A 15200-nucleotide genomic window follows, 5' to 3' on the forward strand; every position below is an offset into this window, starting at 1 on the left:
ATGATATCATAGTGTCTCGCCAATGAATTTTCAACGCGGCGTCAGAGCGCCTTCGACTTCGCCGCCTTGGTGAATTTCTTGATCACCATCTCCCGCTTCAGCCGCGAAATATAATCGATGAAGAGCACGCCGTTCAGGTGGTCGATCTCGTGCTGCAGGCAGGTGGCGAGCAGGCCGTCGGCTTCCACGGTCTGTTCCTTGCCGTTTCGGTCGAGATATTTGACCGAGACGACAGCCGGGCGCTCGACCTCGGCATAATAGTCCGGAATCGAAAGACAGCCTTCCTCATAGACGGAGCGCTCGTCGGAGGATTTGACGATCTCCGGATTGATGAAGACCTGCGGCTGCTTTTCCTCGCCTTCGCGCGAGATGTCGATAACGAGCATGCGGCGCGGCACGCCGATCTGGATCGCCGCAAGGCCGATGCCCGGCGCGTCGTACATGGTTTCCAGCATATCGTCGGCAAGACGCTGCAGGTCGGAGTCCACCCGCTCGATCGGCTTGGACAGCTGGCGGAGAACGGGATCGGGAAGAATGATGAGTGGCTTGATGGTCATGGCGTTCCCATAACCCATCTTTTCCGACTATGGAATTATCCGGCAGGCGGGGAATACGCTTTTTTGCATCCCCGCCCGGAATTTCGCCATATTCCCCTCAGGCTGCCCGAAGGGCCGCACCGGCTGAACGGCCCTCCGGCCGGGCGCGGAAGCGCCGCAGCAGCTCGATCAGGGTTTCCACCTCGTCCTTGAGGCGGCGGGTTTCCGCTGAAGAGTGCTCGACCATGTCCGAATTCTGCTGGGTGATCGCACCCATGTTGCGGACGGCGATGCTGACCTCGTTGACGCCGGTCGCCTGATCGCGGGCGGCGGCGGCGATATCGGCGACGAAACGGTTGATGATGTCGATGCGGCTAATCATGTCGTTCAGCGCCTCGCCGGTGCTGGAGACGATGCCGACGCCCTGATTGACCTGTGTCGAGCTCTGCGAGATCAGGTTCTTGATCTCCTTGGCCGCTTCCGCGGTGCGCTGGGCGAGCTGGCGGACTTCCTGGGCGACGACGGCAAAACCCTTGCCGGCATCGCCGGCACGGGCCGCCTCAACGCCGGCGTTCAGCGCCAGCAGATTGGTTTGGAAGGCGATCTCATCGATGACGCCGATGATCTTGGAGATCCCGGTCGAGGATTTCTCGATGCCGGCCATCGCCGAGACGGCGCTGGTGACGAGTTCGCCGGAGTTCTTCGCCTTCTCTTGCGTCTCGCGCACGGCGTCCGACGCCTTCTCGGCATTGGCGGCCGTCTGGCCGACGCTGACAGAAAGCTGCTGCAGGGCGGCCGAGCTCTCCTCGACGCCTGCCGCCTGCTGCGCAGTGCGCAGCGCCAGATCGTTGGTTGCCTTGGAAATGACGTCGGCGCCGCTCATGATACGGCCTGAGGTCTCACGCACGGAGGCAAAGGACTGGCTTAGCGCCCTGACGGCGCGGTTGTAATCCTCGGCCATCTGCCGGAAATTGCCCGGCAGATCGGACGGCAGGGTGGCCTCGAGATCGCCGTTCGACAGCGCTTCCAGGCCGCGGCGCAGCTGCTCCAGCGCGATCGCCTGGTCGGATTCGGCCTGAGCGCGTTCCTCCTCCAGTGCCTGACGCTTGGCTTCGAGCGTCTCGAGATAGACCGAGATGGAATAATCCATGTCGAGCATGCCGGCCTTGATGACGGCCGACAGCTTCTCGGCCAATGCCTTGCCCTCTCGGCGCGCGAAGATCGACGGCCATTGCTTCTCCATGATGCCCTTGACTAGTTCGGACATGACGATGGCGTAACCGCCAATATACCAGCGCGGCTCCAGCCCGATACGGGCATGGGTGCGGCCGACCGCGGTCACGCCGTTGACATAGCTCTCGTCGAACGCGCCGCCGGCGAGATTGGCCCAATGGTCCTGCTGGCGCTTCTTGGCGTGGCCGACATGGTTCTTATCGGCGAAGAAGCCCGCGACAGCCGGGGTCTTGGCGATCTTGGCGTAGAATTTATCGAGGGCGCCACCGATCAGCTCTGATATGACCGGGCGCAGATCCCGCATCGACTTGCGCGCTGCCTCATCCAGTTCGATGAAATCGAGGCGCTGCCTGAGGGCACTGTCGGTCTGCTGGGCGGTCATGGAGATCTCTGTACTTGGCGCGACGCGCGCGGGAAGGAATTTCTGCGCCGCAGGTTTTGGCCAATATGGTTGAGCAATCGTTAAATCGGACGACGATTTCTTCTGCCCCGAGCGAGGAAGAGCGGTCGCTTGCGAGGATATTGAGGCCCACCCATTCCGTTCACGTTTTGATCTATATATCGCCATTTCTTCTGTTATGCTTGCGGCATGACCATCCATTCCGAATCGCTCTCTCTTGCCCTTGCCTCGATCAGCCCGGCCATGCTGGCGCTTATCGGCGCCGTTCTCGCCGCCCTCGCCCTGCTGGTGATCGTGCTTCTGCTGCGCGGCGCCAGCCTTCGCCGCGAGCAGGCGGAGGAAGCGAGCTTTCGTGCTCAGGAAAACGAAGCGCGGATGGCCGAGCTTTTGAAGATCCAGGCGGAGATGCAGGGCCGCATCGCGGCGATGACCGAGGTCTTCGGCGCACGGCAGAGCGAACTCAACCAGACGATCAGCCAACGCCTCGACGGCATGTCGCAGCGCGTCAGCTCGACGATCACCGAGCAGACGAAATCGACGCATGAGAACCTGCAGCGGCTGCAGGAGCGGCTGGCGGTCATCGATGCCGCGCAGAACAATATCCAGACGCTCGCCAAGGATGTCGTCGGGCTGCAGGCCATTTTGTCCAACAAGCAGACGCGCGGCGCCTTCGGCCAGTCCAGGATGGAAACGATCGTCGCCGACGGTCTGCCGATGGGCGCCTACGCCTTCCAGCAGACGCTGTCCAACGGTTCGAGGCCGGACTGCACGATCCGCATGCCGAACGGCGCGCCGCCGCTGGTGATCGACGCGAAATTTCCGCTCGAAGCCTGGAACGCGATCCGCGACGCCGGCAGTCCCGAGGCCGGCAAGATCGCCGGCCAGCAGTTCCGCCGCGACATGGAGGTCCACATAAGGGACATTTCCGAGAAATATCTGATCCAGGGCGAAACCCAGGATACGGCCTTTCTCTTCGTGCCGTCAGAATCGATCTTCGCCGAGATCCACGAGCACTTCGAGCCGGTGGTGCAGAAGGCGCATCGCGCACGCATCGTCATCGTCTCGCCGTCGCTGCTGATGCTGTCGATCCAGGTCATCCAGGCCGTGCTCAAGGACCAGCGCATGCGGGCGCAGGCGCATCTAATCCAGGGCGAAGTGGCGATCCTGATGGACGATCTCAGCCGCCTCGATGAGCGGGTGCGCAAACTGCAGGGCCATTTCGCCATGGCGCAGAAGGATATCGACATGGTGGTCACGTCAGCCGACAAGCTCACCAAGCGCGGCGCCAGGATCGAAGCGCTGGAATTCGAGGCGGGGGGCGGCGATGCAAAAACCGCCCGCGACGGCGAAGCCGCGGTCAAATCGGTCGAAAGCCGCACCGGCCTTCTCAAGCTCCGGGTGGTTGACGAGGAGTGACCGCTTCGGGCAGTGTCTCGCCCGCATGAAGCACTAGGAGCATGATGTCGTGCGAAAACCGATCACACTTTTCGGCATCATGCTCTAGAAGACGGGACACATTCATGATCACAGTTTTCGGGTCCATCAACATGGATCTCATCGCCACGACCGAGCGCCTGCCGAAGCCCGGCGAGACGGTGGCCGGCAACGGCTTTGCCACGGCCGCCGGCGGCAAGGGCGCCAACCAGGCGCTGGCAGCGCGCCGCGCCGGACGTTACGTGCATATGGCCGGCGCCGTCGGCAAGGATGCCTTCGCTGCGGAGGCGCTTGCCCTGCTCGATGATGCAGGCACCGACCTTTCTCTGATCAAACATGTCGACGGTCCCACAGGTGCGGCGCTGATCCTTGTCGGCGGCGACGGCGAAAACATGATTGCCGTCGTTCCCGGCGCCAATGGCTTCGTCACGCCCGCCGATGCCGAGACGGCGATCGGCCGCATGAACGAAGGCGATATCCTGATGCTGCAGCTCGAAGTGCCGGCTGCCGCCGTCGAACGCGCGCTGTCGGCCGCCCGCGCCAAGGGCGTCACCAGCATCCTCAACCTCGCGCCGCTGATCCCCGATGCGGCCCGCCTCGGCCGGCTCGCCGATATCGTCATCGCCAACGAGACCGAGTTCGAGCGGCTCGCCGGGCAGGAGGGCATGGACGCCCAAGCGCGCGAGGCAGCCCTTGTGCGCCTGCATGCGGAGACGGGCCAGACGCTGATCGTGACGCTCGGCGCCGACGGGGTCATAGCCATTCGCGACGGCGCGATTTCAAGGGCGCAGGGTCTCAAGATCGAACCTGTCGATACGGTTGGCGCCGGAGACACTTTCTGCGGCTATTTCGCCGCCAGCCTCGACGACGGCCTCGATTTTGTCTCGGCGCTACGCCGTGCGGCGGTTGCCGGTTCGCTCGCATGCCTCAAGGCCGGGGCGCAACCTTCGATCCCTTTGAGCGAGGAAGTCGCAGACAGGATATAGTCCGCGTCTCTTTGCGAAGCCGTCGGCAAAACTCCCTGTAATTCAGGGCGTTCCGGCGATTTTCATGGCCCCGTTCGATAGAGTTTCATTCAAATTTAAGAGATTTCCGGCGATGTTCCTCATGGCCGCCGGCGTCTCCCACCTTCTGGAATCCGGCCGTCACTGCATAATTCCTTAAATCGGAATCGATTTAAGGATAAAATTATGCAGCGTTTCAAAGTGCTACAGCGTCCTTTGCGCGTCTGAAAAGACGCGCAGCGCTGTAGGCGGCGGCTCCATGACGGGGCGAAGCCTTTGCTCCTGCGCCGGAGAATGCCCGTTCGGCGCATCCTTGCCCGAGGACCCCATGTTCATTTTTCGCATGAAATCGCTTGCCGCGAAACTCATCGTCATCACCGGCATCGCCATCGCACTTGTTCTCATCGTTTCGAACTTTTTCCTCATCGGCCAGACCCGGGATCGCGTCCAGACGCTGACGATGGATCAGGCCAACCTCGAGGCAAAATCGATCGCCAATGAAATCGCCGCCAATGTCGGGGAGCTCGCCAGCGCCGCGCGTACCATGTCGGGTGTCATCGGCCGCGGCCATGAAGGCAAGTCGCTCGATCGCAAGGGCATGATCAACGTGCTGAAGGCCAATCTCGAGCAGAATGCCTTCGCCTTCGGCAGCTGGTTCTGCGAGCAGCTCGGCGCGCTTGACGGCAAGAGCACCGAGATCGCCAACAACAATGACGAAGGCACCAACAAGAACGGCGCCTTCACGCCTTACTGGTCGAAGACCAAGGACGGCGGCATCCAATATTCGACCTTCGACAATGATTATACCGCCGCATGGTGGAAGCTCGCCGCCGACAGCGGCAAGGGCGCGATCACCACGCCCTATATGGCCGAAGGAACCGACGTGCCGACGCTGCTGACCTCGATTGCCTATCCGGTCATGTCTGATGGTAAGATGATCGGCGTCGGCGGCGTCGACATTTCGCTGAAGTCGCTGACCGACAAGCTGCAGGCGCTGCATCCCTTCGGTTCGGGCCGCGTCACGCTGCTGTCGCAGGCCGGCAACTGGATCGTCGCGCCGATCCCCGACCTGATGACCAAGGAATATGACGGCGAAGGTGCCGACATCGTCAAGTCGGCGCTGTCGAGCAAACAGCCCGGCCTCGTCAGGAACCTCACCTATGACGGCCTCGATCCCTTCGATCGCGTCGTCTATCCCTTCTCGGTTCCCGGCGTCAACGCCACCTGGGTCGTGCTCGTCGACGTGCCGCACACGGCGATCAACGCGCCGGTGCGAGACCAGACCTACATGATGATCATCAACGGGCTGATCGTGCTTGGCGCCGTCATGCTGGCGCTCTATTTCGCCGTCCGCTCTTTCGTGCAGCGGCCGCTCGGCGGGCTTGTCGCCAGCGTCAGGGCGCTGAGCGACGGCCAATATGACGAACCGGTCGCTGCCCAGGACCGCAGCGACGAGGTCGGTTCGGTCGCCAAGGCGCTGGAAGGCTTTCGCTTCACGCTCGCCGACAGCCGCCGCCTCGAAGACGAGGCCGCCGACCAGCGCAAGCCGCCGAGACCGAGCGCAGCCGCTCGGAATCGGAACGCCAGGAATCGGTGTCGCTGCAGCGCCATATCGTCTCAATCGTCGGCGCCGGCCTTTCCGCGCTGTCGCAGGGCAATCTCGGCTACCGCATCACCGACGAGTTCCCCGGCGAATACGGCAAGCTGAAACAGGATTTCAACGCCGCGCTCGCGAGCCTCGAAGAGACCATCAACACGATGAACCTCAGCGTCGCCAATATCGGCTCCGGCACCGGTGAAATCAGCAACAGCGCTTCCGATCTCGCCAAGCGCACCGAGCAGCAGGCAGCCAGCCTGGAAGAGACGGCGGCCGCGCTCAACGAGCTCACCGCGCAGGTCGATTCCAGCGCCGAAAATGCGCGCACGGCAGCCGACAACGTCAACCTCGCCTGCCAGGATGCCGAAAAGTCCGGTGAAGTGGTGCAGAAGGCAATCGCCTCGATGCAAGGGATCGAACAATCTTCGACGGAGGTTTCGCGGATCATCGGCGTCATCGACGAGATCGCCTTCCAGACCAACCTGCTGGCGCTCAACGCCGGTGTCGAGGCGGCGCGTGCCGGGGAAGCCGGCAAGGGTTTTGCCGTCGTCGCCCAGGAGGTGCGCGAACTTGCACAGCGTTCTGCCAATGCCGCCAAGGAAATCAAGACGCTGATCAACAGTTCGGCCGTCCAGGTCAAGGAGGGCGTCGATCTCGTCGGGCGCGCCGGCAGCACGCTGCACAAGATCGCCGAACAGGTGATGGGCATCAACGACCTCATCCGGCAGATTTCGGCATCGGCCAGCGAACAGGCTGTCGGCCTGAAGGAAATCAATCAAGCCATGAACCAGATGGACCAGGTGACGCAGCAGAATGCGGCGATGGTAGAGGAAGCGACCGCGGCCAGCGTCGCACTCAACGACGAGGCACGAACGCTGAAGGCGCTCGCCACCCGCTTCAATGTCTCGGGTTCGGGCAACGCCGCAGCCCTTGCCTCTGTCGCGCAAAAGATGCGGGCACCGGCGACTTCAGCCCCTTCGCCTCGCGCGAGCGCCCCGGCGGTCCGTCGCGCGACTGCCCCGTCGCGCGGATCCGCTGCCGTGGCACAGGACAACTGGGAAGAGTTCTGATCGTTCAGCCCCTCATAATGCAAAAGGCGCCTGGGAGACCCGGCGCCTTTTCACATTCGGAGATTAATGCAGCTCAGGCAGCGTTCGACGTCTGCTCTTCGTTGAGGAAGGCGTAGATCGCCGAGGCGGAATCGGTGGCGCGCAGCTTGGCGACCAGATCGTGATCGCGCAGCACGCGGGCGATACGCGACAGAGCCTTGAGATGATCGGCGCCCGCGCCTTCCGGTGCAAGCAGCAGGAACACGAGGTCGACCGGCTGGTCGTCCAGCGCCTCGAAATCGACCGGCTGCTCCAGCCGGGCGAAGATGCCGACGATCGAATGGATGTTTCCCAGCTTGCCGTGGGGAATGGCGATGCCGTTGCCGACTCCGGTCGAGCCCAGGCGTTCCCGCTGCAGGATGACGTCGAAGATCTCCCGTTCGGAAAGCCCGGTGATCCTGGAGGCTCTTGCAGCCAATTCCTGAAGCAACTGTTTCTTGGAATTTACTCTGAGGGCGGGAATGATCGCATCCTGATGGAGCAAATCTGCCAATGCCATTTCTTTTTCCTTCTGTCGCCGGGATCAAATGCAAGGAGCGGCGGCAATGCCGCCGCTCACCACGCTGATCTCAGCCTTTGATACTGGCCGAATCGATCCAGCCAATATTTCCGTCGTGCCGACGGTAAACGATGTTCAGATGTTCCTTGCCGGGGCTGCGGAACAGGAGAAGCGGCTCGTCGGTCATGTCGAGCGCCATCACTGCGGTGGCGACCGACATGGTCTTCAGCTGCTTCGTGCTTTCTGCGACGATCGCCGGAGCGAAATCGTCGGCGATTTCATCATCGTGATCAGGAACGGAATCCATGACCGTGTAGGAAACCTCTGCAAAACCATTCAGATGGTTTCCGGCGTGATGGTCCTTGAGCTTGCGCTTGTAACGCCGCAGCCGTTTTTCGATCCGCTGGGAGGCGGCGTCGAAAGCCAATTGCGGGTCGGTCGCCTCGCCGGCCGCATGCAACACCACGCCGCTGTCGAGATGCAGCTTGCAATCCGCCGAGTAACGAGAACTCGCCTTTTCCACGGTCACCTGGCCGGAATATCCCCCGTCGAAGTATTTCGTGATGGCCATACCAATTTGGTCCTCGATCTTTTGACGGAAGGATTCACCAATTTCCATATGTTTCCCGGATACACGCACACTCATGGAGTTTCCCTTCTTATGGTCGTTTGCGGGTATCAGTTTACGCCAAGCCTCAGGTTCATCCAAGCACTTCGCACAATCTCAAGCAAGATCGGCTTAGGCCTGCGGGTCCTTGGTGCCCTTCTGATGCTGGGGATAACTCCAGACGCCGTTCGCGGCATCGATTGCGGCGGGCTTCTAGCCAGAGCTTGCCGAAAAGTCAATAGGGCGCCGAATCACCCTCGGCGGCACACGGTCAACGGGTGGCGGATACCTTGCCTGGCAGGGCATGCCGCCGATCGCCACCCAATACATCTTACGCGTTTCGCGCTTGCGTTGCGTCCCTTCTTGCGGGGATCGTCATGGCGGCGACACCCGATATGACGCAGACGAGTCCAATCCAGGCCGTCGGGCTCAGCCTCTCGCCGAGGAAGACGATGCCGATCGCAACACCGATCGGCACCCTGAGATAGGCTTGCGCGGTGGTTCCGACCGAACCCAGCGTCTGAACGAGACGGAAATAGATCACAAAGGCGAGCGCCGTCGAAAAGGCAGAGAGGGCCAGCAGCGCCAGCATCGATGCCGCCGAAGGATCGAGTTCCCACGGCCGATCGACGACGAGACTTATCGGCAAGAGAATGACCGCGCCTGAGGTCAACGAACCGGCCGCCGGCACTGCGGGATCAAGCCCCTTGAAGTTCTTGCTGAAAATCGCGGCACCTGCATAACAGACGGTCGCCAGGATGATGGCAAGCTGCGCCGTCAGGTTTTCACCGAGACCGCCGAGCGCTTCGACGCCGATGACGAGGCAGATGCCGGCAAGCCCGGCCATAACGCCGAAGAGCCTTCGCAGCGTCACCTGCTCATGGCGGGTGATCAGCACGGCCAGCAGGAAGGTGAAGATCGGCGTTGCCGAATTCAGGATGACCGCCAGTCCGGCATCGACGGACTGCTCCGCCCAGGCGATCAGCGTGAAGGGGACGACGCTGTTCAGACAGGCCTGAACGAAAAACCGCCGCCAGGTCGCACGATCGCGCGGCAGACGGACACGCCGGTGGCGCAGGACGGCCAGCAGAATGCCGCCGGCAATCAGCGTGCGGGCGGCTATCAACGTTATCGGCGGGATCGTCTCGACGCCGATCTTGATGAAGCTGTAGGAGGAACCCCAGAGGGTCGCCAGCACCAGCAGCAGGAAAAGCTCCCTGGTAAGGTTCGGATTTTGCGGCGTCATCGTCGGCATTTCGATCTTCGTTGAAGACAATTCAAAGGGTTGCAGCCGTTGCGCGTCTGAAAAGACCTGGGCGCTGGAGAGGAATAATGGGATTTGCAGGCCGGATGCTTCGATCGAGGTCGAAGCATTGCTGCGTCAGAAGCCCGCGACCTTGGCGAGCGCCCGCTTCTCGCGGCGGCGCTGGACCGAAGAGGCAATGTTCATTGCCTCCCTGTATTTCGCAACGGTGCGGCGGGCGAGATCGACACCGCCCTTCTTCAGCATGTCGACGATATCGTCGTCGGAAAGCACCGCCTCCGGGCTCTCCTGCAGGATCAGCGCACGGATCTTGTGACGCACCGCCTCGGCCGAATGGCTGTCACCGCCGGCGACGGCACTGATCGAGACGGTGAAGAAATATTTGAGTTCGAAGAGGCCGCGCGGCGTCAGCATATATTTGTTCGACGTGACGCGGCTGACGGTGGATTCATGCATCTTGATCGCCTCGGCGACCGTTTTCAGGTTCAGCGGGCGCAGGTGATCGACGCCGTGCAGCAGGAAGGCGTCCTGCTGGCGAACGATTTCGCTTGCCACCTTCATGATGGTTTTTGCCCGCTGATCGAGGCTGCGCGTCAGCCAGTTGGCGCTCTGCAGGCAATCGGAGAGGAAGGCGTGATCCTCTCCATTGCGGGTCACGCGGGAAAAATAGGACTGGTTGACCAGCACGCGCGGCAGCGTATCCGGATTGAGCTCGACCAGCCAGCCGCCATCCGAAGAGGCTCTGACGACCACGTCGGGCATGATCGCTTCGGAAACGCCCGCCTCGAACCCGCTGCCGGGCTTGGGATTGAGCTGGCGGATCTCGCCGAGCATGTCGAGAAGATCTTCCTCGTCGACGCCGCAGAGGCGCTTCAGCGTGGCAAAATCGCGCCGAGCAAGCAGTTCAAGGTTTTCGACCAGAGCCTGCATGGCCGGGTCGTATCGGTCCTTCTGCCTGAGCTGGATCGCCAGGCATTCGGCGAGGCTGCGGGCGAAAACACCCGGCGGATCAAGGCTCTGGAGGGTGGCGAGCACGCGCTCGGCCTGTGCGAGGCTCGTGCCCAGCCTCTCGCCGGCCTCGACGATATCGGCCTGCAGATAACCGCAGTCGTCGAGTTGGTCGACGAAATTCTGCGCGATCAGCCGGTCGGCCATGTCAGGCAGGACGAAGGGGATCTGCTGAGCGAGATGATCGCGCAGCGACACCTGGCCGGCGACGAAATCGTCGAGATCGTAGTCGGCGCCCTCGCCGCTGCCCGGCATCGACTTCCACTGGCTGACGAGCTCCGGCGCATCGAGGCGCTGCGGGGCACCATCATCAGGAAAGACATTGGTGTAATTGGCGTCGAGTTCGTCGTTCAGCCGACTGGTGCTGGCGCTGCCGCCATTGTCATACCAATCGCTGGAGAGCGCCTCGGTGCGGTTGTCGTAGCCGTCGTCCGACCCGGCATCCTCCGGCTGATGAGCATATTCTCCATCTTCGGCTTCACCGCGTTCGCCGCCCGCCTCGCCGTCGTTCGACGGAAATTCGAGCAGCGGGTTCTTCTCCACTTCCTGGGCGATGAACTGGTTGAGTTCGAAATGCGTCATCTGCAGCAACTGGATGGATTGCATCAGTTGCGGTGTCATCACCAAAGACTGGGTCTGGCGCAGGAAAAGATTGGCGGACAGTGCCATGACGGACGCGAAACTCCCCTCGATTCCTCCGGGAAACCGCGTCCGATCAAGGCTTCAGGCCACGGAAATCCAAGTTGGCCCAAAAATTGCTTTTTTATCGTATTTGGTCAAGCGGAAGTATGACGGCACGGTGAATTTCTGCGACATCCGGCGTTACAGGCTGAAATTGTCGCCGAGGTAGAGCCGGCGCACTTCCGGATTGTTGACGATGTCGTTGGCCCGGCCATGGGTCAGCACCTCACCGGCATGGATGATGTAGGCGCGGTCGATGAGACCCAGCGTCTCGCGCACATTGTGGTCGGTGATGAGAACGCCGATGCCGCGCGCCGTCAAGTGGTGAACGAGATTCTGGATATCGGCGACCGAGATCGGGTCGACGCCGGCAAAGGGTTCGTCGAGCAGCATGAAGGTCGGGTCGGTCGCAAGCGCACGGGCGATTTCGAGGCGGCGGCGCTCACCGCCGGACAGGGCGACGGCGGCACTCTTGCGCAGCTTCTGGATATGGAATTCCTCCAGCAGCTCGTTCAGCTTCTGCTCGCGCTCGGCCTTGTCCTTCACATGCACTTCGAGGACGGCGCGGATATTCTCTTCCACCGTCAGCCCACGGAAAATCGAGGCTTCCTGCGGCAGGTAACCGACGCCGAGGCGCGAGCGGCGGTACATCGGCATGGTCGTGACGTCGTTGCCATCGATCTCGATCGTGCCTTCATCGACCGGCACCAGGCCGGTGATCATGTAAAAACAGGTGGTCTTGCCGGCGCCGTTCGGGCCGAGCAGGCCGACAGCCTCGCCACGGCGCACCACCAGCGAGACGCCGTTGACGACGCGCCGCGTCGCATAGGTCTTGGTCAGACCCCGTGCGATCAGCGTTCCCTGATAGCGGCTCTTGTCGGCAGCGCCCGCAGCTTGTGGCCCGGGCTTGCCGAACATGGTGGATAGCGATGATAATTTCACGTGGGAGGCCGGCTTCTCAGTTCTGCTTCTGCTGCTGCGCATTCGGCTGCGATTTCGGATCGAGCTGAATCTGGACACGCCCGCCGCAGCTTTCAAGCTCCGCCTGGCCAGTCTGCATGTGAACCGTCAGTTTGCAGCCTTTGAAGACGTTCGGTCCGTCCGACAGCACGACCTGCTTGCCGGTGAGGATGAATGTCTGCGAGGCCATGTCGAAATTGCCGTCATCGGCGGTCGCCGTCTGCGTGCCCGAGGTCAAAAAGACCTTGTCCGTCACCAGGATCTTGTCGATATCGGCACTTCCCGATGCAAGCGAGGCCGACTGCTGCGGCTGCGCTGCGGGCTGCGCGCCGTCAGCGGCCGGCTTTGCCGCCTTGTCCTTGTAATAAACGGTCATCTTGCCGGACTGCATCGTCGTCGTCCCCTGGACGACCTTGACGTTGCCGGTGAAGAGCGCGGTGTGTTCCTGGTCGTGGATCTCCAGCTTGTCGCTTTCGATCTGGATCGGCTGGTCGTTGGACAGCTTCATGCCCGGCATCGTCGCCGTCGCCTGCTGCGCGCCGGCGCCCGTGGCCGTCAGAATAAGGGCAAATGCGCCGGCAATGAATGCCATGCCTGTCTTGCAAGTGGAAATGCGACAATCTTTTGTCATGGATGACCCGGCTGGTTAAGTGCCCTGTTTATGGATGGTGGATGGATCGACATTCATGCGAACATTCCCCTCGAATGTGATCACCCGCCCCTTATCGGTTATCTGAAGCGTCTTCGCAACAATGGAGGCATTGTCCTTGGTGATGGTGACGGGGTCGTCGCTCCGCATGTTTCCGCCCTTGATGTCGAGCTGCGCGGACTGGAAATTCGCATTGAGGCCGCTGCTCAGCACCAGGGTGAAGGGGGCCGTCATATGCAGGTTGTCGGTGGCGCGGTTGTAATCGGCGGTCGAGGCGACGACGCGGGCGATCAGACCGTCATTCATCGGCACGGCGGCCTTGATGGTCTCGAGGGTGATGAGATCGGGATTGCGGATATCCTGCAGCGCTCTTTCGGCCAGCATCGAATAATTGATACCGTCGGAATTGCGACCTGATATCGCCGGCTTTTCCATCACGACCTTGCCATTCTCGATCTTGGCGCCTTCCATCTTGATGTTTTCGGGCAGATAGATGCTGACCAACGCCACCGCGGTGAGGCTCGCCGCGACGATGAGGGCCGCCACCGGCAGCAATATCTTCAGCCGCCGCACGCGGGCGGAATGGAACAACGCATCGCCATAGGCACTGTTGCCGGACCCTGAATAGGCGGCATGTCCGTTGTTCTTCAGGGTATCGAGCATAGGCCTCGTCCATGTGCGGTGATCGCCGCGCCTCGATAACAAAGCCGGCCGCCAATCACAGTTCGTTTCGCATTATTACATTGGCTTGCCAATATGGAATTTTTTCTGCAACAAGCAACAAAACGGAAAAACATTGAAAAGTGGCATTCGTACGGGCCGCTGCCACCCTATTTCACCGGATCGATCGGCGCCATGCCGAAGCCGGTGCCAGCGCTGGAGGTTTCTATGGACAGTTCGATCATCACAGATCGCCGGCGGCTGCGCCGCAAGCTGGGCTTCTGGCGCGTCATCGCGGTGGCCCTCATCGTGGCACTTGGTTTCGCCTTCTACCGCTTTGCCGTGGGCGAGGCCGGGACGCAGCGCCCGCATATCGCCCATGTGACAATTTCCGGGCTGATCGTCGACGACGACGAGCTTCTGGAGCGGCTGAAGAAGGTCGAGACCAGCGACCAGGTGAAGGCAGCGGTGATTTCGATCTCCTCGCCCGGCGGCACGACCTATGGCGGCGAGAAAGTCTTCAAGGCGATCCGGGCGATATCTGCCAAGAAGCCCGTCGTCTCCGACGTGCGCACGCTTGCCGCTTCCGCCGGCTACATGATCGCCACCGCCGGCGATACGATTATTGCCGGCGACAGCTCGATCACCGGTTCGATCGGCGTCATCTTTCAGTATCCGCAGATCCAGCCGCTGCTCGACAAAATCGGCGTCTCGCTGCAGGAGATCAAGTCCTCGCCGCTGAAGGCCGAGCCCTCACCCTTTCACGAGGCGAGCGAGGACGCCAAGGCGATGATCCGCAACATGGTGGTCGACAGCTACAACTGGTTCGTCGACCTGGTCGCCGACCGGCGCAAGCTGCCGCGTGACGAGGTGCTGAAACTGGCCGACGGCACGATCTATACCGGCCGCCAGGCGCTGAAGGCGAAACTCGTCGATGCGATCGGCGGCGAGGCTGAGATCCGCGCCTATCTGACGTCACGCGGCGTTAACGCCGATCTGCCGATGGTGGACTGGGACAGGAAGAGCAATACGCCCTTTCTGCTCGCTGGGGCTGTTTCTCGGTTGATTGCGATCTTCGGTTATGATGATCTCGTGAAAACCCAGGATATCAATGGAATCCTGCCCCCAAAGTTGCTTCTTGACGGGCTGCTTTCAGTTTGGCAGGTTGGCCGCGATTGATAAGAAATCAATAATTTAAGGGGGCGAATGTGATCAAGTCCGAATTGGTGCAGATTGTTGCGGCACGCAACCCGCATCTCTATCATCGCGACGTCGAGAATATCGTCAACGCGGTTCTCGACGAGATCACGGATGCACTGGCTGCGGGTAACCGAGTCGAATTGCGCGGCTTTGGCGCCTTTTCGGTCAAGAACCGCCCTTCGCGCTCCGGCCGCAACCCGCGGACCGGCGATACCGTCTTCGTCGAGGAGAAGTGGGTTCCCTTCTTCAAGACCGGCAAGGAGCTGCGCGAGCGGCTTAATCCCGGTCAGGCCGACGAAGAGGATTGAGCCGTCGCTGCCTGCGGCGAAACCGCACTTGAACTCGATGCCCGTTTTCCT

Annotated in this window: 13 protein-coding genes and 1 pseudogene; 5 read left to right on the plus strand and 9 right to left on the minus strand. The window is 61.5% G+C overall.

Annotation, left to right across the window (positions count from 1 at the left end):
• Positions 1-41: 41 nt before the first annotated feature.
• Positions 42-557 carry a peptide deformylase gene (gene def, locus G9X68_RS07140; RefSeq protein ID WP_020397424.1) on the minus strand — a complete coding sequence of 172 codons (516 nt, stop codon included), beginning with the start codon at positions 555-557 and terminating at the stop codon, positions 42-44.
• 97 nt (positions 558-654) lie between these two features.
• Positions 655-2151 (minus strand): globin-coupled sensor protein, encoded by a 1497-nt coding sequence (locus G9X68_RS07145; RefSeq protein ID WP_171601803.1) that lies wholly within the window; start codon positions 2149-2151, stop codon positions 655-657.
• A gap of 207 nt (positions 2152-2358) precedes the next feature.
• Here G9X68_RS07145 and G9X68_RS07150 point away from each other — a divergent pair, with 207 nt between their 5' ends.
• The 3 genes and pseudogenes from G9X68_RS07150 (at position 2359) to G9X68_RS07160 (ending at position 7274) form a co-directional block, all read left to right on the plus strand.
• Positions 2359-3585, plus strand: coding sequence for a DNA recombination protein RmuC (locus tag G9X68_RS07150; RefSeq protein WP_171601804.1), 1227 nt, complete (start codon positions 2359-2361; stop codon positions 3583-3585).
• Positions 3586-3689: 104 nt separating this feature from the next.
• On the plus strand, positions 3690-4589 hold the full coding sequence (locus tag G9X68_RS07155; RefSeq protein ID WP_171601805.1) for a ribokinase: 900 nt from the start codon (positions 3690-3692) through the stop codon (positions 4587-4589).
• 346 nt (positions 4590-4935) lie between these two features.
• Positions 4936-7274, plus strand: a pseudogene (locus tag G9X68_RS07160) (methyl-accepting chemotaxis protein).
• A gap of 73 nt (positions 7275-7347) precedes the next feature.
• On the opposite strand, the gene ptsN reads toward G9X68_RS07160, so the two are convergent.
• The 7 genes from ptsN to lptC form a co-directional block, all read right to left on the minus strand.
• Positions 7348-7812 carry a PTS IIA-like nitrogen regulatory protein PtsN gene (ptsN, locus tag G9X68_RS07165; RefSeq protein WP_017995882.1) on the minus strand — a complete coding sequence of 155 codons (465 nt, stop codon included), beginning with the start codon at positions 7810-7812 and terminating at the stop codon, positions 7348-7350.
• A gap of 70 nt (positions 7813-7882) precedes the next feature.
• A complete protein-coding gene (gene hpf, locus G9X68_RS07170) occupies positions 7883-8458 on the minus strand; it encodes a ribosome hibernation-promoting factor, HPF/YfiA family (RefSeq protein WP_017958734.1) in 576 nt (191 codons plus the stop codon).
• Positions 8459-8750: 292 nt separating this feature from the next.
• Positions 8751-9674: a DMT family transporter gene (locus G9X68_RS07175; RefSeq protein ID WP_171601806.1), complete on the minus strand. Its 924-nt coding sequence runs from the start codon at positions 9672-9674 to the stop codon at positions 8751-8753.
• A gap of 126 nt (positions 9675-9800) precedes the next feature.
• Complete coding sequence (gene rpoN / locus G9X68_RS07180) at positions 9801-11360, minus strand: RNA polymerase factor sigma-54 (protein ID WP_171601807.1); 1560 nt, start codon at positions 11358-11360, stop codon at positions 9801-9803.
• A 153-nt stretch (positions 11361-11513) separates the two neighbouring features.
• Complete coding sequence (lptB, locus tag G9X68_RS07185) at positions 11514-12290, minus strand: LPS export ABC transporter ATP-binding protein (RefSeq protein ID WP_003556077.1); 777 nt, start codon at positions 12288-12290, stop codon at positions 11514-11516.
• 40 nt (positions 12291-12330) lie between these two features.
• Positions 12331-12963 (minus strand): LptA/OstA family protein, encoded by a 633-nt coding sequence (locus G9X68_RS07190; RefSeq protein WP_171601808.1) that lies wholly within the window; start codon positions 12961-12963, stop codon positions 12331-12333.
• 15 nt (positions 12964-12978) lie between these two features.
• Entirely contained in the window at positions 12979-13644 is a 666-nt protein-coding gene (gene lptC, locus G9X68_RS07195; RefSeq protein WP_171601809.1) for an LPS export ABC transporter periplasmic protein LptC, read from the minus strand.
• Positions 13645-13869: 225 nt separating this feature from the next.
• On the opposite strand from lptC, the gene sppA reads away from it, so the two are divergent.
• Positions 13870-14820, plus strand: a complete 951-nt coding sequence (gene sppA, locus G9X68_RS07200; protein WP_171601810.1) for a signal peptide peptidase SppA — start codon at positions 13870-13872, stop codon at positions 14818-14820.
• 29 nt (positions 14821-14849) lie between these two features.
• Positions 14850-15149: an integration host factor subunit beta gene (locus tag G9X68_RS07205; RefSeq protein ID WP_003544934.1), complete on the plus strand. Its 300-nt coding sequence runs from the start codon at positions 14850-14852 to the stop codon at positions 15147-15149.
• Positions 15150-15200 lie beyond the last annotated feature (51 nt).

It is taken from the genome of Rhizobium changzhiense (assembly GCF_013087625.1).
Taxonomy (GTDB): Bacteria; Pseudomonadota; Alphaproteobacteria; order Rhizobiales; family Rhizobiaceae; genus Rhizobium; species Rhizobium sophorae.